This is a genomic window from Trueperella abortisuis, from assembly GCF_030811095.1.
Lineage (GTDB): Bacteria > Actinomycetota > Actinomycetes > Actinomycetales > Actinomycetaceae > Trueperella > Trueperella abortisuis.
In genome coordinates, this window is the sequence record NZ_JAUSQL010000001.1 from 441,563 (window position 1) to 467,453 (window position 25,891).

Genomic DNA, 25,891 nt, shown 5'->3' on the forward strand with positions numbered 1-25,891 from the left:
GGGAAATAACATGCAAATTACCAATGGTGCAGACGCACCGTTTGCTACCTACTACGCCGATTGGGTCAAGATCTATAAGGAAGGCGCGATCCGGGAGGTCACGATGGACAAATACCGTTTGTCCCAGACGTGGCTGAAGAAGCTTGCGCCCGACCTCCTGCTTAAAGACCTCAACCGCATCAAATACCAGCAGCTCATCAATGCCTATGCGGAGCACCACGAGCGCCAGACGACAATGGACTTCCACCACCAGTTGAAGGGAGCGATCCTCGACGCCGTCGACGAGGGATTCATTCCTCGTGATCCTACAAGGAAGGTAATCATCAAAGGTAGGACACCACGCCAGAAAAAGGTCAAGTACCTCAACCAGTTCGAGCTTCACTCCGTTCTCGCCAACCTCGAGCTCGGCCCAGATCCGAGCTGGGACTGGCTCATCCTGCTTATCGCTAAGACGGGCCTTCGTTTCAGCGAAGCCCTCGGACTCACGCCGAACGATTTCGATTTTTCGCACCAGAATCTCACCGTAAACAAGACGTGGGACTACAAGCGCAAGGGAGGATTTGTCCCCACGAAAAACGAATCCTCGGTCAGGAAGGTTCAGCTCGACTGGCACCTGGTCATGCAGGTCTCGGAGCTGGTCAAGCACCTTCCTACTGACGAGCCGATCTTTGTGAAGGGCTCTGTCTACAACTCCACGGCCAACGCTGCGCTGGCTCGGCACTGTGAGGCGGTAGGTGTCCCCGTGATCACAATCCACGGCCTGCGGCACACGCATGCGTCTCTGCTCCTGTTCGCGGGAGTGTCGATCGCGAGCGTGTCGCGGCGTCTTGGACATGCGAGCATGACGACGACGCAGGAGACTTACCTCCACATCATCAAGGAACTGGAAAACCAAGACATTGACATAGTGATGCGTTCACTGGCATCACTGGCATAAGTCTCGCTCACGCTGATGAAGGTCCGCCGGCGCCCACCCCTAAAGCCGGTCGAGTGCCTGGGCGATGTCCGCGACGATGTCGTCCACGTGCTCGAGCCCGATCGAGATCCGCACCAGCCCGGGGGTGATCCCGGCGGCGGTGAGTTCGTCGTCGGTGAGCTGGCGATGCGTCGTCGAGGCGGGGTGCAACACGCAGCTGCGCGAGTCCGCCACGTGGACCTCGCGGGCCACCAGCGTGAGCGCGTCCATGAAGCGGGTGCCGCGCTCGCGGTCGCCCAGGTCAACGCAGATCACCCCCGAATACCCGCCATGCAGGTACTTATCGGCCAGCTCATGGAAGGCGGAGGATTCCAGGCCGGGGTAGCGCACCTCCCCGACTTCCTCACGCCCCTCCAAGAACCGTGCCACCGCCAGCGCATTCTCGCTGTGCCGGGCCATCCGCACGCCCAGCGTCTCCAGCGACAGGTTGAGCAGGAAAGCGGAGTGCGCCGCCGGGTAGGCGCCGAAATCGCGCTGGAGTTGCGTGCGGGCCTTGACGATATAGGGCGAGGCCGCGTAATCCTTCGTGTAGATCACGCCGTGGTAGGACTCGTCCGGCGCCGTGAAGTCGGGGAAGTTCCCGTTCGTGTAGTCGAACGTGCCGGCGTCGACGATCATGCCGCCCACCTGCACGGCGTGCCCATCCATGTACTTGGAGGTGGAGTGGATGACGACGTCGGCGCCCCACTTGATCGGCTTGCACAGTGCGGGGGTGGCGAACGTTGAATCGACGATCAGGGGTACCCCGGCTGCGTGGGCGACGCGGGCGAACTTCTCGATGTCGAGCACGGAAAGCAGTGGGTTCGCGATCGTCTCCCCGAAGAGCAGCTTCGTGTTGGGTTTGAACGCCGCCGCGATCTCCTCTTCGGGCGCGCTCGGGTCCACGTAGATAACCTCGATGCCGAATCGCTTGAGCGTGACGGAGAAAAGGTTGGTCGTCCCGCCGTAGATCTCAACGGAGGAGACGAACGAATCGCCAGCAGAGCACAGGTTGAGGATGGCCATGAGGGTGGCAGCCTGACCGGACGTCGTCGCCATCGCGGCCACCCCTCCTTCCAGTGCGGCAACCTTCGCCTCGACTGCCATGACGGTGGGGTTTGCGAAGCGTGAATAGATCAGCGCGTGGGTGGGCTCGTCAAAGACTCCCGCGATCGAGTCGGCCGAGTCGAAGGTGTAGGTGGTCGACTGCACGATCGGTAGCTGGCGGGGTTCGCCGTCGCCGGGCTGATAGCCTGCGTGAATGTACTTGGTGTCGTCCTGCATGGAGCTCTCCTCTGGTCCACGACGCCGTCGCCACGGCGCCCTTGATGCCCCACCTTAGTCCCGGGTCGGGTTTTGTTCTTTCCCGTGCACCATGTGGACGGGGGTTGTGCCGGCGCCGATTTGCGGCGACAATACGACGGCGGCAGGCTCATACCCAGCTGGGCAGCCACATGTGGAGCTTCCAAAACCAGCGCGGTACCGGGGTCCCCCACCAGATTGGCATCCAGAACAGCGCGGCCACTACGATCAGCCCCACGACGACGCCGATCGTCGCCCAGGAGGAACGCTCCCGGGGGAGCGGGCTGATGACCGAGGGCAGCATTTCGCAAGGTCCGTACTCGGCCGGGGCGACGGCGTCGTCGTTGGCTTTGATGAGGCGTGGCGGCGGCAGAATGCGGGCGGCCCAGCCCAGCCCGTATGCGAGCGCGAGCGCGACGAACGGCAAGAAGGCCACGGCATAGAACTGATAGATGGTGCGGTCGAGGTAGAGGAACCACGGCGCATACATGGCCAGGTACCCGGATAGGATCGCCCACGCGCGCCAGTCGCGTCGAATCGCCGCCCACACCACCACGAGCAGTCCGAGCAGGCCGATCCACCACACGAACGGGTTACCCACCGAGGTGATGGCCATGACGCAGTCGCCGCCGGGGCAGGAACCGGTGGGGACGTCCTCGCCGGAGCGCCAGAAGAAGGACACTGGACGGTACTGGATGATCCACGCCCACGGCAGGCTCTGATACGTGTGCGGGGAGGACAGGCCGCGGTGGAACTCCATCGTGGCCTGATGCCAGTGGATGAAGGAGTTCACGACGTCGGGCGCCCAGGGGAGCGGCAGCTCGGCGGTGTGGTCGGCGGCCCATTGGCGATCCCAGCCGAGGGGGAAGGTGAACCACGGGAACCATGAAATGATGTAGGTGAGGATCGCGGTGGGGACGAGCTGGAAGAACGCCGGGACTCCCTCGCGCCACAGGCCGGCGCCGAACCACAGGCGGGCGCCGATCGCGCGCCGGGCGGACACACCCCAGAAGAAGACCAGCAGGCCGAAGACCGCCAGCGCATACGCCCCCGACCATTTCACCCCGCAGGCGAGGCCCAGGAAGATGCCCGCTAGGATGAGCCAGGGCCTGAAGGCGACCCGCGGGCCCCAGGCGGGGATGGCGAGGCGGTGGGTGGCCTCGCCGTTAGACGTGGCGGGTGTGGCCGGGATGGCGGCGGCGCGCGCGGCGAGGCGCTCGCGGGCGTACTCGCGGTCGCGAAGGACGGCCCAGAAGCCGGCGAGCACGAAGAAGGCGACCATGTTGTCGAGCAGGCCCGTGCGGGAGAGGGTGATTCCCATGCCATCGAGCGCCATCGCCAGGCCCGCGATCGCGGCGAGCGGGACCGAGCGGAACAGTCGTAGCGCCACGCGGACGAGGAGCGCCACGGCGATGACGCCGAGGATGGCGGTGGTGGCGCGCCAGCCGAAGCCGGCGTCGTCGCCGAAGATGCGCATCCCCAGGCCCATGAGCCACTTGCCGAAGGGCGGGTGAACCCAGCGGTCGGGGGCGGTCTCCATTGCGGAAAGGTCGCCGCGAACGAAGAGGTCGTTCTGGTTCTCGCCCTCCCAGTTGCGCTCGTACCCGAAGTTCAGCAGGGAGTAGGCGCCCTTGACGTAGTAGGTTTCGTCGAAGACCATCGCGCGCGGGTTGTTCAGACGCGGCAGGCGAGTCAGCGCGGCGATGAGCGCGGCCAGGGCCGTGACAATCCAGCCCTGGATCCTGAGCTGCGCGGGCAGGCTCGCCCCTTTGGGCAGCAGGCCGAGCAGGCCCCGGAGCTCGTTCTCGCGGCGAAGATTTGGGTTCATGGCGTCCACGGGGCAAGTCTACGCAAAGGCACGGCGGGCTTCGAACGACGCCGTGGCACGCGCGGGCGCGCTCACTTTCGGGGCGGGCGAGATTCTGGAAGGATGGGGCCATGCTTGAGATGTCCGAAGAGCGATTTGAAGAGCTCGTGGCCGACGCCCTGGACGAGATCCCGGAGGAGTTTGCCCGGCAGTTGGAGAATCTCGCGTTCCTTGTGGCCGACGAGCCGAACGAGGAACAGCTCAAAGAGGCGGAGGGCGAGGATCTCCTCGGGTTGTACGAGGGGATTGCGCTGACGGATGGGGACTTCTTCGGCTATGCCGAACCGAACCGAATCTGGATTTTCCGCGGTCCCACGTTGCGCATGTGTGAGACGGAAGAAGAGGTGGCCGAGGAGGTGTTGATCACCGTTTTTCACGAGGTGGCTCACCACTTCGGCATCGACGAGGACCTGCTGTGGGAGACCGGCTGGGCGTAAAGGCCGGCTGGGCGTGAAGGCTGGCCCGGCGCACGGGCTCGCCGGGCGTAAAAGGGCATAAAAAATGCGGACCTCTTTGTCCGCCTCTTTCATCCGGGCTTGCCCGGCCTAGTGTTCTTTGCTTAGCGGCCGAGGATCTCGATCCGAACCGACTGCTCAAGTGCGCGCGCTTCGGTGATGTACGCGTTCGAGCGCTTGCCCTTGTTGCTTGCAAAGATGTTCCATGAGATTGCCATGGTATCTCTCCCTATTTAGTTGTTGAGCTGGAGCCGAAATCTTCGGCTCCCGGACCTTTCGGCCGCTTGCAATTCTAGCCCGCTCGTGTAAGGAAATGAAAAAAATTTGCCCGGTCTCACACCCGCGCGGCGTAGGCCGCGATCACGATACGGCGTGGGTCGCGATCGATATAGGGTGGAGCCATGATCGTGCTAGCTGCAACACCCCTCGGCAACGACGACGACGCCTCGCCCCGCCTCCGCCGCGAGCTTGAGGGGGCCGACCTCATTGCCGCCGAGGACACTCGCCGCCTCCTCAACCTCGCCGGCCGCCTCGGCCTGAATCTGCGGGCGAAGGTCGTGGCCTTCCACGAGCATAATGAGGTGGAGGCCGCCCGGCAGCTGATAGAGGCCTCGCGGGAGGGCCGCCGCGTCGTGGTGGTCAGCGATGCCGGCATGCCCTCGGTTTCCGACCCTGGCTACCGGCTTGTCTCCCTCGCCGCCGACGAGGGCGTGCCTGTCACGGTGGTGCCGGGACCTTCCGCGGTTCTGACCGCGCTCGCCCTGTCGGGGCTTGCCTCCGACCGCTTCACCTTCGAGGGCTTTCCGCCGCGCAGGGAGGGCGAGCAGCGCCGCTACTTTGAGTCTCTTGCCGCTGAGGCGCGCACGATGATCTTCTTCGAGTCTCCGCGTCGGCTCGCAGCGACGCTCGCTGCGATGGGTGACGCGTTCGGCCCGGGTCGCCGCGCCGCGGTCTGCCGCGAACTGACCAAGACGTATGAAGAGGTCAAGCGGGCCACCCTCGCACAGCTCGCCGTGTGGGCCGAGGGGGCGCGCGGCGAGATCACGATCGTGGTTGAGGGTGCGCGCGCCGACGGCGGCGTAGTTGCGGCTGACGCCCACGTCGCCGAGGTTCTCGCTCTGCACGAGGCCGGGCTCCGCCTCAAGGATGCCGCAGCACACGTGGCTAACCGGGAGGGGTTGTCCAAGAACGAGCTGGCCAAGCTCGCCCTCGCCGCGAAGAAGTAGCGCCGCGTGCCGGTTACGGCTTGAAGTCGATGTCCGAGAAGTCGAAGTCGGCGTCGTCGGCGTCGCCGGAAAAGTCTACGTCCTCGACGTCGAGGTCGAAGTCGGACAGGTCGTAGTCGGAGAGGTCCTCCCCGAGTTCTACCTGGTTGGCCAGCGTGTCGAGCTCCTCGTCTTCACCGTCGGAGGTGAGTTCGGCGTCGGAGTCCTCGTCGTACTCGTCGCGGACGAAGTCGTCCCGGTCGAGGGCGGCGCCGCGGCGGGGTTCGTCGTCGCGGTAGTCGGCGGCTCCCCACTCGTCGTTTTCGAGGTCGTCGGCTACGCCGTCGCCGTCGAGGTCATTGGTCTCCAGGTCGTTCCAACCCTCGCGTGACCACACGGTCTCGTCATCGTCCCAGTCGTCCTCGTTCCATGCCTCCACGCTGCTGCCCTCGGAGTCGCCCGGGATCGGGGCGTCCTCGCCTTCCTCGTAGAAGCCGAAGGCTTCGGAGGAGGGTAGCTGCTCGACGCCGGCCTCGTCCATCTCTGCTCGGGCCGCCTCGCCGAGGTCCTCGCTGACGGGGACGGTCAGGTCGGAGAACACGCGCACGGGCCAGCCGGCGCGTAGCGCGTCGAGCGCGGTTTCCTTCACGCAGTGCGATTCGGCGATACCGACGACGTCGATCGCGTCGACCTCCGCGTTGCGCAGGATTGTCTCGAGCGAGTCTCCGGACTTGTTGACGCCCTCGAAACCGGAGTAGGCGGCCTTGTATTCGCCTTTCTTGACTGAATCGTCGAAGGGGAGGGAGGCGACGGCGTCGTGCAACTCGGCCTCGGGCGTGCCGGCCACCCCGTGCGGTGGCCAGGTGTCCACGAAGTCGGGGTGATCGGAGAAGTGGGTGCCCGGGTCCACGTGCCAGTCCTGAGTGGTGACGATGAGGTCGTATTCGTCGGCGTTGTCGGTGACGAAGTCGGCGATGCGCTCGGCGCACGCGTTGCCGCCCTCCACGCCCAGCGCCCCGCCTTCGCAGAAGGTCGGCTGGACGTCGACGATGATGAGTGCGCGATGATCGGACATGTTTCCTCCCGTGAGCTCGTGGTTCTTCATTCTAGCCGTTTGCGGGTGGCAGGGGTATCGATAGGGCGTAGGGACGGGTGCGGCTTCGGCTGCGAGCGTTGCAGAATCCGCGGACAGTTCGGCTTTCGTGGGTCGAGACGGGTAGAATGCCGTATGTATTCTATTTTGCCTGCAACTGGGGGTAGCCACCATGCGCAACACGTCTAGGGCACGTTTGCTTTTCGCGGCCTTGTTTAGTTTTCTGTTGATTGTTTTGCCTGGCGGTGCTCACGCTACACTCAATGAGGCAGCCCCTCAGGATATTCCATACACTGTCCAATTCTGGTCGGAGCGCGCCGACTACGATGAGGCTAACGTCGGCTCCATCGGCGATAAGTACGAATACATCGGCTTGAAGAACTTCACGGGTGCCGAGGGGCATGTACCTGACCTCCTGACAGTCGATCCGAGCGGCGTCCAGTTCCCGGATATTGAACTGGCCACCTCGTCGAATCCCGAGTTGTTCGCCAAGCTCTACCATCTGAACGCGGAATACACGAAAGCGCAGAATACTCACGACGACGCCGGTGTCCGCCCGTTGAATGCCACCAAGAAGAACGTCTACAACGTGTTCTTTGACCGTGAGGTCTACGAGGTGGTGTTCGAGAAAGACAATCATTCGAAAGATAATACGTTCGATCCGGTCATCTCGAAGAATGGCACCACTTACGACGCGAAGGCGAACCCCTACACCTTGCGCTTGCGCTTCGGCCAGGCGTTCGGCGACGCTTGGCCATTCGATAAGGACATCATGGAGGTGCCAGTTCAAGGGAAGCGGGGCTACGGATTGACCGGCTGGGAGGTGATGAACGCACAGAGTAAGTGGAATTACGTGGATACCCCCCCGTACCGGCTCACATACAGTGAATTTGTCCAGTATGCGGGGCAGATAAAAGCCTCGATCTCCCGACCCGGCGTGAGCTACACCGATCGCACCATCGCGATGGGTATTACCGATAGCCGTAATACTCACCCGGTCTTCGTGGATTTCGCTTTGGAGGGTTTTGAAGACGGGCTCCAGCCGCGCGAGTTCCCCGTTGATGAGGCCCTCTCGTACTGGAAGTCTGATACAACCTATATTGGATATTCGTTCCCGGTTCCTCAGCTCCAGGGCTTCGAGAGGGTCGCCACCACGAAGAGGCAACAAGTGGTGAAGAGCCAAGCGGCGCTGGATAAGATCAATGCCGCGCGCGGCGATGCCACCCCGCTTACCTTCATTGACACGCTTTACGGAACAAAGCGCGCCACGAACGGCTACCTGCGCCTCGAATACAAGCGGCAAAAGTTTAGCCTCTTCCTGGACGCGGATCCCCGCGTTCCGAAGGCCGACAGCGACTACTCCGCGGAGAACACGCTGACCGTGCCCTATGGCATGCCCACCGCAGATCTGAATCTTCCGACGCCCACGAAGCCTTCCGATCTCGGCGATGAATTTGTGTTCCGCGGGTGGGCCTGGGATTCCGCCGGTGCGTCCCTCCTGGCGGAATCGTCAAGGGCAATGCCGAACTATAACGTAGCCATTCACGCGTTTTGGGATGTTGAAAGGCACGTGGTCTTCAATCTCGACGGCGGGGCTGTCGATGGCAGCACGGATCAGATCAACCGCACCCAGTTCGATGGCCAGGCGGTGGAATTCCCCACCCCGACCCGGGATGGCTACACCTTCATCGGATGGGCGGACGACAACACGGAGGGCAAGACCTACAAGTCGACGGACAAGCCGAAGGTCGATGGCAATATGTCCTTCACCGCGAAGTGGGATCAGCACCCCGATTTGCAGGTGAAGGATGCCTCGGTTGCTGCTGGTGATGATTTTGATGTGAAGTCGTTGGTGGTCAAGGCTGAGGATGTTGAAGATGGTGTGCTTACTGATCAGGTGAAGCTGGTTGATGATGGTGGGTTGGATGTGTCCAAGCCGGGTAAGTATACGGTGACGTTTGAGGTTGTTGATTCGGCTGGTGCGAAGGCGACTAAGTCGGCGGTGGTGACGGTGAATATGAAGATGGTGGCTTTGAATGAGGTGCCGTCTTTGGAGGTGAAGGATGCCTCGGTTGCTGCTGGTGATGATTTTGATGTGAAGTCGTTGGTGGTCAAGGCTGAGGATGTTGAAGATGGTGTGCTTACTGATCAGGTGAAGCTGGTTGATGATGGTGGGTTGGATGTGTCCAAGCCGGGTAAGTATACGGTGACGTTTGAGGTTGTTGATTCGGCTGGTGCGAAGGCGACTAAGTCGGCGGTGGTGACGGTGAATATGAAGATGGTGGCTTTGAATGAGGTGCCGTCTTTGGAGGTGAAGGATGCCTCGGTTGCTGCTGGTGATGATTTTGATGTGAAGTCGTTGGTGGTCAAGGCTGAGGATGTTGAAGATGGTGTGCTTACTGATCAGGTGAAGCTGGTTGATGATGGTGGGTTGGATGTGTCCAAGCCGGGTAAGTATACGGTGACGTTTGAGGTTGTTGATTCGGCTGGTGCGAAGGCGACTAAGTCGGCGGTGGTGACGGTGAATATGAAGATGGTGGCTTTGAATGAGGTGCCGTCTTTGGAGGTGAAGGATGCCTCGGTTGCTGCTGGTGATGATTTTGATGTGAAGTCGTTGGTGGTCAAGGCTGAGGATGTTGAAGATGGTGTGCTTACTGATCAGGTGAAGCTGGTTGATGATGGTGGGTTGGATGTGTCCAAGCCGGGTAAGTATACGGTGACGTTTGAGGTTGTTGATTCGGCTGGTGCGAAGGCGACTAAGTCGGCGGTGGTGACGGTGAATATGAAGATGGTGGCTTTGAATGAGGTGCCGTCTTTGGAGGTGAAGGATGCCTCGGTTGCTGCTGGTGATGATTTTGATGTGAAGTCGTTGGTGGTCAAGGCTGAGGATGTTGAAGATGGTGTGCTTACTGATCAGGTGAAGCTGGTTGATGATGGTGGGTTGGATGTGTCCAAGCCGGGTAAGTATACGGTGACGTTTGAGGTTGTTGATTCGGCTGGTGCGAAGGCGACTAAGTCGGCGGTGGTGACGGTGAATATGAAGATGGTGGCTTTGAATGAGGTGCCGTCTTTGGAGGTGAAGGATGCCTCGGTTGCTGCTGGTGATGATTTTGATGTGAAGTCGTTGGTGGTCAAGGCTGAGGATGTTGAAGATGGTGTGCTTACTGATCAGGTGAAGCTGGTTGATGATGGTGGGTTGGATGTGTCCAAGCCGGGTAAGTATACGGTGACGTTTGAGGTTGTTGATTCGGCTGGTGCGAAGGCGACTAAGTCGGCGGTGGTGACGGTGAATATGAAGATGGTGGCTTTGAATGAGGTGCCGTCTTTGGAGGTGAAGGATGCCTCGGTTGCTGCTGGTGATGATTTTGATGTGAAGTCGTTGGTGGTCAAGGCTGAGGATGTTGAAGATGGTGTGCTTACTGATCAGGTGAAGCTGGTTGATGATGGTGGGTTGGATGTGTCCAAGCCGGGTAAGTATACGGTGACGTTTGAGGTTGTTGATTCGGCTGGTGCGAAGGCGACTAAGTCGGCGGTGGTGACGGTGAATATGAAGATGGTGGCTTTGAATGAGGTGCCGTCTTTGGAGGTGAAGGATGCCTCGGTTGCTGCTGGTGATGATTTTGATGTGAAGTCGTTGGTGGTCAAGGCTGAGGATGTTGAAGATGGTGTGCTTACTGATCAGGTGAAGCTGGTTGATGATGGTGGGTTGGATGTGTCCAAGCCGGGTAAGTATACGGTGACGTTTGAGGTTGTTGATTCGGCTGGTGCGAAGGCGACTAAGTCGGCGGTGGTGACGGTGAATATGAAGATGGTGGCTTTGAATGAGGTGCCGTCTTTGGAGGTGAAGGATGCCTCGGTTGCTGCTGGTGATGATTTTGATGTGAAGTCGTTGGTGGTCAAGGCTGAGGATGTTGAAGATGGTGTGCTTACTGATCAGGTGAAGCTGGTTGATGATGGTGGGTTGGATGTGTCCAAGCCGGGTAAGTATACGGTGACGTTTGAGGTTGTTGATTCGGCTGGTGCGAAGGCGACTAAGTCGGCGGTGGTGACGGTGAATATGAAGATGGTGGCTTTGAATGAGGTGCCGTCTTTGGAGGTGAAGGATGCCTCGGTTGCTGCTGGTGATGATTTTGATGTGAAGTCGTTGGTGGTCAAGGCTGAGGATGTTGAAGATGGTGTGCTTACTGATCAGGTGAAGCTGGTTGATGATGGTGGGTTGGATGTGTCCAAGCCGGGTAAGTATACGGTGACGTTTGAGGTTGTTGATTCGGCTGGTGCGAAGGCGACTAAGTCGGCGGTGGTGACGGTGAATATGAAGATGGTGGCTTTGAATGAGGTGCCGTCTTTGGAGGTGAAGGATGCCTCGGTTGCTGCTGGTGATGATTTTGATGTGAAGTCGTTGGTGGTCAAGGCTGAGGATGTTGAAGATGGTGTGCTTACTGATCAGGTGAAGCTGGTTGATGATGGTGGGTTGGATGTGTCCAAGCCGGGTAAGTATACGGTGACGTTTGAGGTTGTTGATTCGGCTGGTGCGAAGGCGACTAAGTCGGCGGTGGTGACGGTGAATATGAAGATGGTGGCTTTGAATGAGGTGCCGTCTTTGGAGGTGAAGGATGCCTCGGTTGCTGCTGGTGATGATTTTGATGTGAAGTCGTTGGTGGTCAAGGCTGAGGATGTTGAAGATGGTGTGCTTACTGATCAGGTGAAGCTGGTTGATGATGGTGGGTTGGATGTGTCCAAGCCGGGTAAGTATACGGTGACGTTTGAGGTTGTTGATTCGGCTGGTGCGAAGGCGACTAAGTCGGCGGTGGTGACGGTGAATATGAAGATGGTGGCTTTGAATGAGGTGCCGTCTTTGGAGGTGAAGGATGCCTCGGTTGCTGCTGGTGATGATTTTGATGTGAAGTCGTTGGTGGTCAAGGCTGAGGATGTTGAAGATGGTGTGCTTACTGATCAGGTGAAGCTGGTTGATGATGGTGGGTTGGATGTGTCCAAGCCGGGTAAGTATACGGTGACGTTTGAGGTTGTTGATTCGGCTGGTGCGAAGGCGACTAAGTCGGCGGTGGTGACGGTGAATATGAAGATGGTGGCTTTGAATGAGGTGCCGTCTTTGGAGGTGAAGGATGCCTCGGTTGCTGCTGGTGATGATTTTGATGTGAAGTCGTTGGTGGTCAAGGCTGAGGATGTTGAAGATGGTGTGCTTACTGATCAGGTGAAGCTGGTTGATGATGGTGGGTTGGATGTGTCCAAGCCGGGTAAGTATACGGTGACGTTTGAGGTTGTTGATTCGGCTGGTGCGAAGGCGACTAAGTCGGCGGTGGTGACGGTGAATATGAAGATGGTGGCTTTGAATGAGGTGCCGTCTTTGGAGGTGAAGGATGCCTCGGTTGCTGCTGGTGATGATTTTGATGTGAAGTCGTTGGTGGTCAAGGCTGAGGATGTTGAAGATGGTGTGCTTACTGATCAGGTGAAGCTGGTTGATGATGGTGGGTTGGATGTGTCCAAGCCGGGTAAGTATACGGTGACGTTTGAGGTTGTTGATTCGGCTGGTGCGAAGGCGACTAAGTCGGCGGTGGTGACGGTCCTGGCAAAGGAGGCTCCCGCCCCGGGTGAGCCGACGGGCAACCAGAGCGTCAACCCGGCGCCGCAGGCGACGCCCCACCCGTCGACCCAACCGTCCGCCTCCGCTGGCAAGCTTGCGTGGACGGGCGCCGACTCGCGTAACCTTGCGACCTTCGCGGGTGCGATGCTCCTGATGGGTGCGGCGCTCGTGGCGACGCGGCGTCGTGTGAAGTAATCGCTGATTGCTAGCACTGTGCCCCCGCTACCCTCGGGTAGTGGGGGCACACCTGACTCTCCTGCGTCCCAGCGATGATAAACGCATGCAATAGAAAGGCTTTTGTGGTCCTTCCTAGCTGAGCCGGCAGGTGCCCGACACAAGTCATGAATCTGGGGTCAACCAGGCCCATATAGCGATCGGTAGTCGATATATTCAAGAGAAGTGTCGGCAGGTAGCCCAAATTCTCAAGTGAAGTGGCGGCGGCGGGGCAGCTCGCGGTCGGGCGGCGGGGTCGCTCGCGCCACATCGGCTCAGAGGCGATTTCGCCGAGTGGTGCGCAAAGGCTAACCTTGAACTATGTCTAGGATCCTTTCAGCTGTCGCTTGGCCGTATGCAAACGGGCCGCGCCACATCGGCCATGTCGCCGGGTTTGGTGTGCCCTCGGACGTCTTCTCCCGCTACATGCGAATGCGTGGCAACGACGTGCTGATGGTCTCCGGTACCGACGAGCACGGCACCCCGATCTTGGTGGCGGCCGATAAGGCGGGCGTGACCCCGCAGGAGCTGGCGGACAAGAACAACCGCATCATCGTGGAAGACCTTGTCAAGCTTGGCCTGTCTTATGACCTGTTCACTCGAACCACCACAGGCAACCACGAGCGAGTGGTCCAAGACCTGTTCCGCGGGTGCCTGGCCAATGGATACATGTTGGTAGAGGAGACGCCGGTGGCGATCGACCCGAAGACGGGCAACACCCTGCCGGACCGCTACATCGAGGGCACCTGCCCGATCTGCGGCGCGTCGGGCGCACGCGGTGACCAGTGCGACACGTGCGGCAACCAGCTCGACCCGCAGGACCTCATCGACCCGATCTCCAAGGTTTCGGGGCTGGCGCCGCAGTTCCAGGAGACTGAACACTACTTCCTCGACCTGCCCGCGCTAGCCGACGCGCTCGGCACGTGGCTTGACGGCGTGGAGGAGGACGGCAAGTGGCGCCCGAACGTCATCGCGTTCTCCAAGCATCTGCTCGACGACGTCCGTCCGCGCGCCATGACGCGTGACATCACGTGGGGAATCCCCGTCCCCGGCTGGGAGAGTAAGCCGAATAAGCGGCTGTACGTGTGGTTTGACGCCGTCGTCGGATACCTGTCGGCGTCGATCGAGTGGGCCCGGCGTCGTGAGGCGGCCGGCACCGGCTCGGCGGAGGACTGGAAGAAGTGGTGGACGGATCCGGAGGCGCTGTCCTACTACTTCATGGGCAAGGACAACATTGTCTTCCACTCGCAGATCTGGCCCGCGGAGCTGCTCGCCTACAACGGTGAAGGCGCCAAGGGCGGCACGCCGGGGGACATGGGGCACCTCAATCTGCCTACCCAGGTGGTGGCGTCAGAGTTCTTGACGATGGAGGGCAAGAAGTTTTCCTCGTCGAAGAACGTGGTGATCTACGTGCGCGACGTGCTCGAACGCTACCAGCCTGATGCCCTGCGCTACTTCATCTCGATCGCCGGGCCTGAGACGCAGGATGCGGACTTCACCTGGTCGGAGTTCCTGCGCCGCAACAATTCGGAGCTGGTGGCCGGCTGGGGTAACCTCGTCAACCGCACTGCGGCGATGATTGCGAAGAACTTCGGCGAGATCCCGGCTCCGGGCGAACTGGAGGACATCGATCGTGAGCTGCTCGACGCCGTCGACGCGGGCTTCGACACGGTGGGTGACCTCATCGCGGGACACGCGCAGCGCGCGGCGCTGGCGGAGATCATGCGGCTGGTGGGAGAGGCGAATGCCTACGTGGCCCGCACTGAACCCTTCAAGCTCAAGGCTCCCGAGCAGCGCGAACGCCTCGCCACCGTTCTTAACACCCTCATTCAGGCCGTTTCGGACCTCAACACGATGATGTGCGTGTTCTTGCCGCACTCGTCAAACACGATCGACGCCGTGCTCGGAGGCCCGGGCGACATCGCGCCCATGCCGCAGATCGTGGAGACCGAAGACCTCGACACCGGCCATCCCTACCCGATCATCACCGGCGATTACGCAAATGTGCGCCCGTGGGAGCGTCGGATTGTGGTGCCCGGGACCCCGATCGCGAAGCCGAAGCCGGCGTTCGTCAAGCTCGACGAGTCGATTGTCGCCGAGGAGCTTGAGCGCTTGGGGATCGAATAGTGAGTGACTCGGCGTCGAAGAAGGACCGCAAGCGGGCGTTTCCGGAGGTTCCGGCCCCGCTGGCAGTCCCGATCGTCGACAACCACACCCATATCTACCCGGATCCAGCGCCGGAGCCTGGCCAGGAAGCGCCCATCCAGCGCGTGAACAACGCCGGCGCGTGGAAACCGCCTCTCCTGCTGGAGAACCTGCGGGAGGGCATGGCGCGTGCGGGGGTGCGGGCGGCGATCACCTCGGGGTGCGAGTACCCGGCACTCGAGTGGACGGTCGAGCTTGCCCGTTCGTGTCCCGAGATCTGGGCGGCGCTCGCCATTCACCCTAACGAGGCCGCCATGCATGCGGGGGTGCGCGAAGTTGCCCCTGACGGGCTTGAGCCGCGGGTGGAAGAACACCACTCGATCCCGCTGGCGGACGCGATCGCGCGCGTTGCGGAGCTGTGCGCCGACGACGCCGTGGTGGCGGTTGGCGAGACGGGCCTGGACTACTTCCGTACGGGCGAGGAGGGCAGGGCTGCGCAGAAGTGTTCCTTCCGTGAGCACATCGCTCTCGCGAAGGAGTTGGGCAAGCCGTTGCAGATTCACGATCGTGACGCGCACGCCGACGTCGTTGAGATTTTGAAGCGTGACGGTGCACCTGAGCGCACGGTCTTCCATTGTTTTTCCGGCGACGCCGATCTTGCGGCCGTGTGCCGGGAGCAGGGCTGGTACGCCTCCTTGGCTGGAACTGTGACGTATCCTGCGAACGCTTACCTGCGCGAGGCCTTCGAGGTGCTGCCCGATGAGCTTGTGCTTGTGGAGACGGACGCCCCCTATCTCACGCCGGTGCCCTACCGGGGTCAGCCGAACGCGGCCTGGGCCGTCGCTTACACGGCTGCCTACCTGGCGGAGCTCCGGCTCGTGCCGCTGGCGGACTTCTGTGCGAAGGTGGACGCGACCACGCGCGAGGTGTACGGCATCTGAAGCAAAACCCGAGGTGGGAGGCCAAAATCGGGCCCTTTGTCTCACCTGTCTGGGGTGGGTTCTTCAATAGACAAAGACCGGCTCTACCGATCTGCGTCTTCTCGGCATAAGCGCGGCGTGGGTGGCCGGGCGGGCGAACGCTGTGGGGCGGGCGTGAGACTCGCGTGCGATAGTTGCTCGGGAGGGGCAGAGTCAGAAGGGAACCGGTACGAATCCGCGATCTGCTTGTCACATCGGGCACAACCCAGTTGCGATTAATAACAATTTGATTACAATCGATTGCGTTGATGTAAACGCGGGGCGCACATTATCCGCGCGCAAGTTGACTGGAGAAGTTTTGACAGATCATTCAACCGATCGTGGCGTGGCCTTCGATGCCTCGCTCCTCGCGACACCGCCGAGGCCCGGCTCGCGCCGCGCGCGCCGCATGGCAGAGCGGGCCGCCCAGCTCAATACCCAGCACGGCTCCGCCTTTAGTCGCACCCCTGACACCGCGGAGATCCCGGCCGTCAGCCGCGTGGTGACCTCCGGTGCCACACCGTACGCGGAGCACATGAACTTTCGCCTGGTCACCTCCCACGCCGCACACGCCCCGGCACCCAAGCCGCGCCGTTACACGAAAGCGATGCACGTGGCGAGCGCGGCCTCCCTCGCCGTTTTTGCGGCGGGTGGCACGGTGGGCTTCCCGGTGATCCATCCCCCGCAGGTGGAGCAGGCGGTCGCCGCCGTCGTCGATTCGGCCGCGGAAGAGGCCCCGGTGGCCCCGGCCGGTGCCGTCTCCTTTGACGTCACGGTGGACGGGTCGACCACACACGTCGTTGCCACGGAGGGAGACACGTATGCCGCCGCGCTCGCGAACGCCGGCATTTCGATCGCCGCGCGTGACGAGGTCTCCGTTTCCCTGTCCGACACCGTGACCACGTCGCCGGTTGTCATCGTGCGCGTGACCAGCTCCACGGTCGTAGAGGACTACACCATCCCGTTCGAGACCGAGCGCGTGGAAACCGCCGAGCTTGCCAAGGGCGAGGAGAAGGTCGCCACCGCCGGAGTTGAAGGCACGGGCACGCGCAGCTACCAGGTCACCAAGCGCGACGGTGAGGAAAGCGCGCGCCTGCTCCTTGTTGAGACGGTCACCGCTGAGCCGGTCACCGAGGTCATCCAGGTTGGCACCCGCGAGGGCGCTGCGGCGGCCCCGGCTGATCCGACGCCGGGAGCCACGGACTCCGTTCCGGCATCCGCACCGGTCCCGGCGGGCTCCGCCCGCGAGATCGCGCAGGGCATGCTCTCCTCCTACGGCTGGGGCATGGACCAGTGGTCGTGCCTGGACGCGCTCTGGCAGCGCGAGTCCGGATGGAACCACCTGGCCGCCAACCCCTCCTCGGGCGCGTACGGCATCCCGCAGGCGCTACCCGGCTCGAAGATGGCCTCTGCTGGCGCCGACTGGCAGACCAACCCCGCCACCCAGATCGCCTGGGGGTTGGGCTACATCGCCGGCCGCTACGGTAGCCCGTGCGGCGCGTGGGGCCACTCGCAGTCCGTCGGCTGGTACTAAATGCTGCTCGGGCCCGTCCAGATTCGCGAGCTCGCTGATCGCCTCGGCATCAGGCCAACCAAGACCCTCGGGCAGAACTTCGTTCACGACGCCGGCACCGTTCGGCGTATCGTCCGCGAGGCCGGCGTCGCAGATGGCGACGCCGTGCTCGAGGTGGGCCCGGGGCTCGGCTCGCTGACGCTCGCCATCCTCGAGGCTGGGGCCTGCCTGTCCGCCGTCGAGATCGACCCGCCGCTCGCCGCCGCGCTCCCGGAGACGGTCCGGGCCTTCATGCCGCAGGCCGACGCCCGCTTCGCCGTCCTGCTCCAGGACGCGCTCAAGGTGCGGCGCGGTGACCTTGCCGTGCCGTCCGCATACGCGCAGGCCCACCAGGGCGCCAGCTTCGAGCCCACGCATCTGGTGGCGAACCTGCCCTATAACGTGGCCGTTCCCGTGATCCTGACCCTGCTTCAGGAGCTTCCCTCGCTTCGTTCCGTGACCGTGATGGTCCAGCTCGAGGTGGCTGAGCGCCTCGCCGCGGCCCCCGGATCGCGCGTTTATGGCGTGCCGTCGGCGAAGGCGAACTGGTACGGGCAGGTCCGGCGCGGGGCGAAGATTTCCCGCAACGTATTCTGGCCAGTGCCCAACGTCGACTCGGCCCTCGTCCACATCGATCGGCCCGAGACCGCGCGTTTCCCCGAGGAGCTGCGGGAGGGCACCTTCGCCGTCGTCGACGCCGCGTTCGCCCAGCGGCGCAAGACACTGCGCTCGGCCTTGGCGGCGTGGGCGGGGAGCCCGGCGCAGGCGGAGTCGATTCTGCGGATCGCCGGCGTGGATCCCGCGCTTCGTGGCGAGCGCCTGACGATCGAGGACTTCGTGAAGATCGCGCGGGCTGCCCGCTAGCGGGCCCGCCATAGGAATGCGTCGCCGCCGAGAACCGCTAGAATACGACACGTGCAACGAGTCTTAGTTTCCGCCCCCGCCAAAGTGAACCTGGCCCTGCGCGTCGGTGGGCCGCGCCCCGACGGCTTCCACCCCCTCGACACCGTCTTCGAGGCGCTCGACATCTTCGACGACGTCGAGGTCACGCCTGCGCCGGCACTCTCGGTGTCCATCACCGGGCTGGGGGAGGATCTGCCCACCGACGACACGAACCTCGCCATGCGTGCCGGCCGTGCCCTGCTTGAATATACGCGCGCCGCGAGCACGCATCCCGCGGAGCTTGGCGCCCACATCCGTATCACGAAACGCATCCCCGTGGCCGGGGGGATGGCGGGGGGATCCGCCGACGCCGCCGCCACCCTCCTCGCCCTCAACGAGCTGTGGGAGCTCGGGCTCGGCCGCGAGGAGCTGACGCGGATCGGCGCGGACCTGGGATCCGACGTGCCCTTCGCGCTCGTGGGCGGCCTGGCCCACGGCATTGGGCGTGGGGAGGAACTCGCCCCGCTACGTCCGAAAGCTATGCACGCCTGGGTGCTGCTCACCCGCGAACGCGGCCTGTCCACGCCCGCCGTCTTCCGGCAGTTCGACGCCATGCACCCGGACGCCGGCGCCCCGGCCGACACGGCCGCGCTGCGCCGCGCGCTCGAGCAGGGGAGCATCGACGACGTCGGCGCCCTACTCGCGAACGACCTGCAGGCACCCGCCTGCGAGCTTCGGCCGGAGATTGGCGCGGAGATCGAGCTCATCGAGGAGGCCGGTCACCGCGTTGTCCTCTCCGGCTCCGGTCCCACCATCGCCGTCTTCACCGCCCCCGAGCAGGCGGAGGAGCTGGCCGCGCAGCTTCGCGCCGATTTCCCCTACGACATCCACGTCGCCTACGGCCCCTCCGCCGGCGCGCACATCCGGGCGGCCGAGTAATGGCGCACATTCTTGGCATGGAGGAGGTCGGGATCTCGCTCGGGTCCCGGCCGATCCTCGGCGGCCTCAACCTTTCCCTCGAGGACGGCTCCAAGATCGGGGTTGTCGGCCCGAACGGCGGCGGCAAGACCACCGCGCTGCGGCTGTTGACCCGGACCCTCGAGCCGGATACTGGCCGGGTGACCGTCCGGGGCGGCACACGCTTCGCGGTACTCTCACAGCGCGATGCCCTCGACCCGGGCCTCAGCGTCCGCGACGCCATCCACGGCGCCGCCGCCACCTTCGAATGGGCCTCGGACGCGCACGTGCGCGAACTTCACGCCGGCCTCATCCCCGACGTCGACCTCGGCAGGCCCGTGGGCGAGCTCTCCGGCGGGCAACGCCGACGGGTGGCGCTCGCGGCGACCCTGGTGGAGGAGGCCGACGTCGTCGTTCTTGACGAGCCCACCAACCACCTCGACATCGAGGGGGTGACCTACCTGGCCGGATACCTTAACGAACGTTTCGCGCGCGGGGAGGGGGCGCTCGTCGTCGTCACCCATGATCGTTGGTTCCTCGACGCCGTGTGCACGCGGCTGTGGGAGGTAGTGCCGGGAAACGACGGCGCCGGTGGGCGTGCGCCGGTGCCCGGACACGTGGAAACCTACGAGGGCGGGTATGGGGCCTACATCCTCCAGCGGGCCGAGCGGCACCGGCTGGCGGCGCAGGCGGCGGATAAGCGGGCGAACCTGCTGCGCAAGGAGTTGGCCTGGCTACGCCGGGGCGCCCCCGCGCGGACGTCGAAGCCGAAGTTCCGCATCGAGGCGGCAAACGAGCTCATCGCCAATGAGCCGCCGCCGCGAGACACGCTGGAGCTCACCAAGATGGCCACCACCCGGCTGGGTAAGAAGGTGGTTGACCTCGAGGACGTCACCTTCGCCTGGCCCGGAGGCTCCCCCGTGCTGCGCGACGTCACGCTCCGCCTCGCCCCCGGGGAGCGCGTGGGCATCCTCGGACGCAACGGCGCCGGCAAGTCCTCCTTACTGGGGCTGATCGCCGGGGCGCTTGAGCCGAGCGAGGGCGTCGTCAAGCGCGGCAAGACGGTGGAGCTCGCGGTCCTCAGTCAGGACACGAAGGAGCTTGACGAGGTGGCTCACCGGCGGGTGGTCGAATCCGTGGCGGACATCGCCACGCACGTGGTGGTGGGCGGCAAGGAGGTCTCCGCCTCCCAGCTGGTGGAGAGGCTTGGCTTCACGCGCGAGCGCGCCTGGACGCCGGTTGCGGACCTGTCGGGAGGCGAACGACGTCGGCTGCAGTTCCTCCGCCTTCTCATGCGGGAACCCAACGTGCTCCTGCTCGACGAGCCCACCAACGACCTGGATACCGACACCCTCGCCTCGATCGAGGACCTCCTCGACACGTGGCCGGGCACCCTCGTTGTCGTCTCGCACGATCGCTACCTGCTCGAACGCATCACCGACCACCAGATCGCCGTGATGGGTGGGACGGTGCGCGACCTTCCCGGCGGGGTGGACCAGTACCTTCAGCTCGCGCAGGCAGCCAAGGAGGCGCCCACAGAGGCGGGCGCGACGCCCGGCGGGACCGGCGCAGCTGGCTCGGCGTCGTCGACCGGCGAGCAGCAGGCGACGGTGAAGAACGCGGCCAAGGAGCGCCAGGCGCGTAAGGACATGGAGCGTGCCGAGCGGAAGATGGGGCGGGTGCGTGAGCGGATTGAGAAGCTCGGCGTCAAGCAGGGCGAGGTGGCCGCGAGCGTGAGCCAGACCGGCGACTACGAGGGGCTCGCCGCCATCGGCAGGGAGATCGCGGAGCTGAAGGATGAGCTGGAGGCCCTGGAGCTTGAGTGGCTCGAGGCGGGGGAGAGGGCCGAATACTACGGTTAGGCTTCACGTTTATCTCGATGTGAAGTAAACTTTTCGCATGGACAAACACGATGAGGTGGACCGCGTCGTCGAGGCCTGGCGCACCCAGCGCCCCGACTTTGACGTGGAACCCCTGGAGATCTTCTCCCGATTCCTGCGGGTCAACCGGCACTTTACGAAACTCCGTAAGGCGGTCTACGCCCGCCACGGGCTCGAGACCTGGGAGTTCGAGATGCTCGCGGCCCTGCGCCGCGATCCGGCGCATATTCTCACCGCCGGACAGCTCATGAAGGATACCTTCGTCTCCTCCGGAACGATCACCAACCGCATCGACCGCATGCAAGATCGCGGGTTGGTCAAGCGCAAGTCAGCCCCCGATGACGGGCGCGTGGTTCGGGTGGCCGCCACGAAGAAGGGGCTGACGGCCGTTGACGAGGCGATGGGGGACCTGCTCGAGGTTGAGCGCGAGATCCTCGCCCAGTTCACGGGCGAACAGAATGAGAAGGCCGCCGATTACCTGCGCGACGTCCTGCTCGCCCTCGTCGACCTCAACAGCGCGCCCGCGAAGGCGGGCGCGGGCAAGTAGCGATGTGCGACGGGCCTGTGCCGGCCGGCGCCCGCAAAGGCGTGCGCCGGCCGTGCGGGCCTACCGGCCGCGGATGCCCTGGATCAGCGAGAGCCGCTTGCCGGTGTGCAGGATCGAGTTGGAGTAGATCTTGCCTGCAAGCATTGCCACGAGCGGGATCGCCACCACCCCGATGACGGCGGCGATCGCCATCTCGGCTACCGGGACCGTGCCGTAGGCCTGGCGCACCGGGATCACGAACGGGCTAAAGCCCGGCACGAAGGAGAGAACCTTCGTCCACACCGAATCGGGTGCCGCCGGCACGAGGAACAGCGCGAGGTAGAACGGCACGAGCATGAAAAGCGATAGCGGCATCGTGACCGCGCCGAGGTCCTCCTGGCGGGAGGCCAGTGAGGCGAAGGCGCCCATGAGCATCGCATAGAAGAAGAAGCCCAGCAGGAGCCACACCAGCATCCAGCCTAGGAAGCTGCCAATATTGATCGAGAAGTCGATGCCGGCCACCTGAAGCGCGATGTAGATCGACGCGCCGAGGACGGCGAACTGGACCAGCAGGAAGGCGCCGATGCCGAGGACCTTGCCCAGCAGTAGTGTGCGGGGGCGGATCGTGGTCAGCAGGATCTCCACCACGCGCGAGGACTTCTCTTGGACCACGCCGTTGGCGATGGTGGTCATGCCCATCATGATCATCATGAACAGGATCATGATTCCGATCAGGGAAGTGAAGTAGCCAACCGGGTCGGTCTCGATGAGGCCGCCCGAGCCGAAGGAGACGAACTGCGGGGTGACGGACACCGAGGCGGCGAGCTGGCCGTAGTCGGCGTCACTGAGAGCGACGCCCTTGGACTCGAGGAGGTAGGCGGTCGCCGCGAGGTTGGCGGCGTTCGCGGCCACGGGGTTCACGCCCCCGGCGGGCGAGCCGTCTACCACCAGGGTGGGCTTGCCCGGTTCGCCGGCGAGCACGGCCGCGTAGCCCTCACCCGATTCGTCGTTGGCCTCAAGGTAGGACTCGGCGCTGGCGGTGTCGATCAGCTCGGTGTTGAGGAAGCCGGCGCCCGCCTTGTCCAGGTAGGGCAGGTAGTCGCCCATCTGCTCCTCGACGGCGATGGTCACGGCGTCGGAAGCGCTGGGACCCTCGTCGGCAGTGCTATTGAAGTAGCGGGCCGCGAAGCCGGCGACGAGGATGAGCACCGCCATGATGGCAATGGAGATGACCATGGCTTTCGAGCGCGCCATCGTGGTGAATTCGCGCTTCATGACGTGAACGAGCATTACTTTTTGCCTCCAAACAGGCCCAGGAAGCCCTTCTTCGGTGCGGTCTCTTCAGGCAGCGGCTCGGGGACCTGGACGATGTTGCCGAACAGGTCGGTGAGCGTCGGGCGCACGTGCGTAAAGCCGTGGACAGGGCCGGCGGCCATCGCCTCGCGCAGCACCTGCTGGTCGGTGACGGCGGCCGAGAGCCGCACACGCACGTGGTTGCGCTCGACCTCCGGGGTCAATCCCAGCGTGCGCACGGCGTTGGCCGTGGCGGCGGCGTCGGGAACCTCCAGATCGAGGAGCGTGTCGGAGCTGGTCGAACGTAGCTCCTCGATGCTGCCTTCGGCGGCGATCTTGCCCAGCGAGGCGATGCCCACGCGGTCGCACAGTCGCTCCACGAGGTCGAGCTGGTGAGAGGAGAAGACGACCGTAGCCCCGGCCTGCGCCTTCTCGCGAAGCACGGCACTCATGTCTGCCACCGCGAGCGGGTCGAGGCCGGAGAAGGGTTCGTCAAGAACAAGCACCTCAGGGTCGTGGACGAGGGCCGCCGCGAGCTGAACGCGCTGCTGGTTGCCCAGCGACAGGGTCTGAACCTCGTCCCCGCGGCGCATGTGAACGCCGAGGCGTTCCGTCCAGTACTCCATCGCGGAACGCGCCGCGGATTCGGATAGGCCGTGCAGGCGCGCGAAGTAGATGAGCTGCTCGCCCACCTTCATCTTCGGGTACAGGCCGCGCTCCTCGGGCATGTAGCCGAAGCGCAGGCGGTCCTCAAAGGTGAGCGGCTGACCGTCGCGCAGGACCTCGCCGGAGTCGGTGGATAGGACACCGAGGACGATGCGCATCGTGGTTGTCTTGCCAGCGCCGTTGGAGCCGACGAAGCCGTAGAGCTCGCCGGGATGGACGGTGAAGTCCATCCCGTCAAGCGCCTGGGTCTTCCCGAAGCGCTTGTATAGTCGGTGGATGCTGAGACTCATGATCCTCCTTCGTGGGTGGGTTGGTGTGAAACTGTTACTGTTCGCGTGGCGGTGGAAGGGGTGGGCTGAGGCTCTCGCTCGTGGCGAGGAGGAGGGCCAACTGTTCCTTGTAGTTGGCGTAGGCTTTGCGCCCCGCGCGGGTGGCGCGGGACCGGGGGCGTGGGTGCCTCACTCGCGGCCCAGCAGCTCAAGGCTCGGTTCGTGCTCGAGCCCGCGCAGCCCATTCCACATGAGATTGACCAGGTGGGCGGCGAGCACCTCCTTCTCCGGCGACTTCTCCTGAGCCCAGATCTGACCCATCGTGCCCACCGCGCCCGCCAGCATCTGTGCGTACAGCGGCGCCGTATCCACGTCGAAGTTGAGGTGCTCGAAGTAGGCCGCCAGTAACTCCGTCAGATAATCGCCCATGTCGGACATGGTCGTGGAAAACTGCGCTCCCGCGATCGCCTGCGGCGACTGGTGCACCATCAGCCCGAAGCCGTCCGGATTGACCTCGATGTAGTCCAGTAACGCCAGGATTGAGCCTTCGAGCGCCTCGCGCGGAGCCAGCGCCGGGCGCACCTTCTGCTGGAGCAATTCGTGCAGCGCCGTCGTCTCCCGGTCCACGATCACCTGATACAGGCCCTCCTTACCGCCGAAGTGCTCATAAATGACCGGCTTTGACACGCCGGCCGCGGTGGCGATCTCCTCCACTGAAACGGCGTCGAAGCCGTGAGCGGCGAAAAGACGGCGGCCGATGCCGATCAGCTGCTCGCGCCGCTGGATGCGTGACATCCGCGAGCGCTTGGGGCGGGAATCTTCTGAGGAGTCTGTCTTCATGTCCCCATTATCGCAAATGGCGCCGACATTGCGGACCTGATCCCACTTTGATTGGAAATTGCCGCACCAATGCTGGCACAATGGTGGAGAATTCCGCCATGGTGTAAAGGCAGCACACGGGTCTTTGGAACCCTTTGTCTAGGTTCGAATCCTAGTGGCGGAGCGCTGAGACCAGGAGGAATCATGGCCGAACTCACCGCAGCGATCGTCCTTGCCGCCGGCAAGGGTACCCGCATCAAGTCCTCGATCCCCAAGGTGCTGTTGCCGATGAACGGCCGTTCCCTGGTGGGCCACGCCAACGACGCCGTCGTTGGGGCTGGCGCCAAGCACGTCGTCTACGTGGTGCGCCACGAACGCGACAAGGTCGCCGCCCACATCTCCCAGATCAACCCGGACGCCACGATCGTGGACCAGGACGACATCAAGGGCACCGGCCGCGCCGCCTGGTGCGGACTGCAGGGTCTGCCCGCGGGCTTGACGGGCTCCGTGCTCATCATGGCGGGCGACTCGCCCATGTTCACCGCGGACACGCTCGCCGAGCTCGCCCGGATCCATGCCGCCGGCTCCAACGCCGTCACGGTGTTGTCCACCGTCGTCGAGGACGCCTCCGGCTACGGCCGCATCATCCGCGACGCGGCCGGGGCCGTGGTGGGAATCGTCGAGCACAAGGACGCCACCCCCGAGCAGCTGAAGATCCGCGAAATCGGCACGTCTACCTACGTCTTCGACATCGCATTCCTGCGCGAGTCCCTCGACACCCTTGACACGAACAACTCCCAGGGAGAGATGTACTTGACCGACGTCGTCGCCCGAGCCCACGCCCTCGGCGCCGGCGTCGGTTCTTTCGTGTTGGAGGATAGCGTCCAGGCCGAGGGCGTCAATGACCTCGTCCAGCTTGCCACCCTCCGCGCCGAGAAGAATCGCCGCATCCTGGCGGCGTGGATGCGCACCGGCGTCCACATCGTCGACCCGGCCACCACTCACGTCGACGTCGACGTCACGCTCGAACCCGACTCGGTGATCCAGCCCGGCACCATCCTGCGTGGCAGGACGCACGTGGCGGCCTTCGCCGTCGTCGGCCCGAATACCGAACTCGACTCCGTAGCCGTGGGGGAGCGTGCACGTGTCCCGCACGCCGTCCTTAGCGGCGGCGAGGTCGCCCCCGGCGAGGCGGTCTCGCCATTCAGCACGCGCATCACCAATAGGTAAGAAGGGCCCGCCGCACCCCAC

General features: G+C 63.6%; 18 protein-coding genes and 1 tRNA gene. 13 read left to right on the top strand and 6 right to left on the bottom strand.

The features are described 5' to 3' along the window. The first annotated feature begins 10 nt into the window (after positions 1-10). Positions 11-937, top strand: coding sequence for a site-specific integrase (locus J2S45_RS01830; protein ID WP_307634361.1), 927 nt, complete (start codon positions 11-13; stop codon positions 935-937). A gap of 39 nt (positions 938-976) precedes the next feature. Here J2S45_RS01830 and J2S45_RS01835 read toward each other — a convergent pair whose 3' ends face one another. Continuing rightward, entirely contained in the window at positions 977-2,239 is a 1,263-nt protein-coding gene (locus tag J2S45_RS01835; protein ID WP_307634362.1) for an O-acetylhomoserine aminocarboxypropyltransferase/cysteine synthase family protein, read from the bottom strand. A gap of 148 nt (positions 2,240-2,387) precedes the next feature. Next, positions 2,388-4,085 (bottom strand): dolichyl-phosphate-mannose--protein mannosyltransferase, encoded by a 1,698-nt coding sequence (locus J2S45_RS01840; RefSeq protein WP_307635424.1) that lies wholly within the window; start codon positions 4,083-4,085, stop codon positions 2,388-2,390. A gap of 110 nt (positions 4,086-4,195) precedes the next feature. Here J2S45_RS01840 and J2S45_RS01845 point away from each other — a divergent pair, with 110 nt between their 5' ends. Beyond that, positions 4,196-4,561, top strand: coding sequence for a metallopeptidase family protein (locus J2S45_RS01845; protein WP_307634363.1), 366 nt, complete (start codon positions 4,196-4,198; stop codon positions 4,559-4,561). Between the two features lie 419 nt (positions 4,562-4,980). Beyond that, positions 4,981-5,805, top strand: a complete 825-nt coding sequence (rsmI, locus tag J2S45_RS01850; RefSeq protein ID WP_307634364.1) for a 16S rRNA (cytidine(1402)-2'-O)-methyltransferase — start codon at positions 4,981-4,983, stop codon at positions 5,803-5,805. A gap of 13 nt (positions 5,806-5,818) precedes the next feature. Here the strand turns inward: rsmI and J2S45_RS11080 are convergent, their stop codons facing one another. Beyond that, a complete protein-coding gene (locus J2S45_RS11080) occupies positions 5,819-6,889 on the bottom strand; it encodes an isochorismatase family protein (RefSeq protein ID WP_407702451.1) in 1,071 nt (356 codons plus the stop codon). Positions 6,890-7,103: 214 nt separating this feature from the next. Between J2S45_RS11080 and J2S45_RS01860 the strand changes: the two genes are divergently transcribed. From J2S45_RS01860 to J2S45_RS01895, 8 genes are all read left to right on the top strand, one after another. Further along, positions 7,104-12,674, top strand: coding sequence for an immunoglobulin-like domain-containing protein (locus tag J2S45_RS01860; RefSeq protein ID WP_307634365.1), 5,571 nt, complete (start codon positions 7,104-7,106; stop codon positions 12,672-12,674). Positions 12,675-13,013: 339 nt separating this feature from the next. After that, positions 13,014-14,819, top strand: a complete 1,806-nt coding sequence (gene metG / locus J2S45_RS01865; RefSeq protein WP_307634366.1) for a methionine--tRNA ligase — start codon at positions 13,014-13,016, stop codon at positions 14,817-14,819. Next, positions 14,819-15,778: a TatD family hydrolase gene (locus J2S45_RS01870; protein WP_307634367.1), complete on the top strand. Its 960-nt coding sequence runs from the start codon at positions 14,819-14,821 to the stop codon at positions 15,776-15,778. The genes metG and J2S45_RS01870 overlap by 1 nt, the downstream gene beginning before the upstream one ends. Before the next feature lie 337 nt (positions 15,779-16,115). Next, positions 16,116-17,330: a G5 domain-containing protein gene (locus J2S45_RS01875; protein WP_307634368.1), complete on the top strand. Its 1,215-nt coding sequence runs from the start codon at positions 16,116-16,118 to the stop codon at positions 17,328-17,330. After that, positions 17,331-18,212 (top strand): 16S rRNA (adenine(1518)-N(6)/adenine(1519)-N(6))-dimethyltransferase RsmA, encoded by an 882-nt coding sequence (rsmA, locus tag J2S45_RS01880; RefSeq protein ID WP_296931453.1) that lies wholly within the window; start codon positions 17,331-17,333, stop codon positions 18,210-18,212. A 51-nt stretch (positions 18,213-18,263) separates the two neighbouring features. Continuing rightward, positions 18,264-19,169: a 4-(cytidine 5'-diphospho)-2-C-methyl-D-erythritol kinase gene (locus J2S45_RS01885; protein ID WP_307634369.1), complete on the top strand. Its 906-nt coding sequence runs from the start codon at positions 18,264-18,266 to the stop codon at positions 19,167-19,169. Beyond that, positions 19,169-21,049 carry an ABC-F family ATP-binding cassette domain-containing protein gene (locus tag J2S45_RS01890; protein ID WP_307634370.1) on the top strand — a complete coding sequence of 627 codons (1,881 nt, stop codon included), beginning with the start codon at positions 19,169-19,171 and terminating at the stop codon, positions 21,047-21,049. Before J2S45_RS01885 ends, J2S45_RS01890 begins: the two co-directional genes overlap by 1 nt. 37 nt (positions 21,050-21,086) lie before the next feature. Further along, complete coding sequence (locus tag J2S45_RS01895) at positions 21,087-21,614, top strand: MarR family winged helix-turn-helix transcriptional regulator (RefSeq protein ID WP_307634371.1); 528 nt, start codon at positions 21,087-21,089, stop codon at positions 21,612-21,614. A 60-nt stretch (positions 21,615-21,674) separates the two neighbouring features. Here J2S45_RS01895 and J2S45_RS01900 read toward each other — a convergent pair whose 3' ends face one another. From J2S45_RS01900 to J2S45_RS01910, 3 genes are all read right to left on the bottom strand, one after another. Next, positions 21,675-22,883 (bottom strand): ABC transporter permease, encoded by a 1,209-nt coding sequence (locus J2S45_RS01900; protein WP_307634372.1) that lies wholly within the window; start codon positions 22,881-22,883, stop codon positions 21,675-21,677. Continuing rightward, on the bottom strand, positions 22,883-23,842 hold the full coding sequence (locus tag J2S45_RS01905; protein ID WP_270975077.1) for an ABC transporter ATP-binding protein: 960 nt from the start codon (positions 23,840-23,842) through the stop codon (positions 22,883-22,885). Before J2S45_RS01905 ends, J2S45_RS01900 begins: the two co-directional genes overlap by 1 nt. Positions 23,843-24,010: 168 nt before the next feature. Beyond that, positions 24,011-24,661, bottom strand: a complete 651-nt coding sequence (locus tag J2S45_RS01910) for a TetR/AcrR family transcriptional regulator (RefSeq protein ID WP_270975076.1) — start codon at positions 24,659-24,661, stop codon at positions 24,011-24,013. A 92-nt stretch (positions 24,662-24,753) separates the two neighbouring features. Here J2S45_RS01910 and J2S45_RS01915 point away from each other — a divergent pair. Both J2S45_RS01915 and J2S45_RS01920 read left to right on the top strand, forming a co-directional pair. After that, a tRNA-Gln gene (locus tag J2S45_RS01915) sits at positions 24,754-24,824 on the top strand. Between the two features lie 20 nt (positions 24,825-24,844). After that, complete coding sequence (locus tag J2S45_RS01920) at positions 24,845-25,870, top strand: NTP transferase domain-containing protein (RefSeq protein ID WP_307634373.1); 1,026 nt, start codon at positions 24,845-24,847, stop codon at positions 25,868-25,870. Positions 25,871-25,891: the final 21 nt, after the last annotated feature.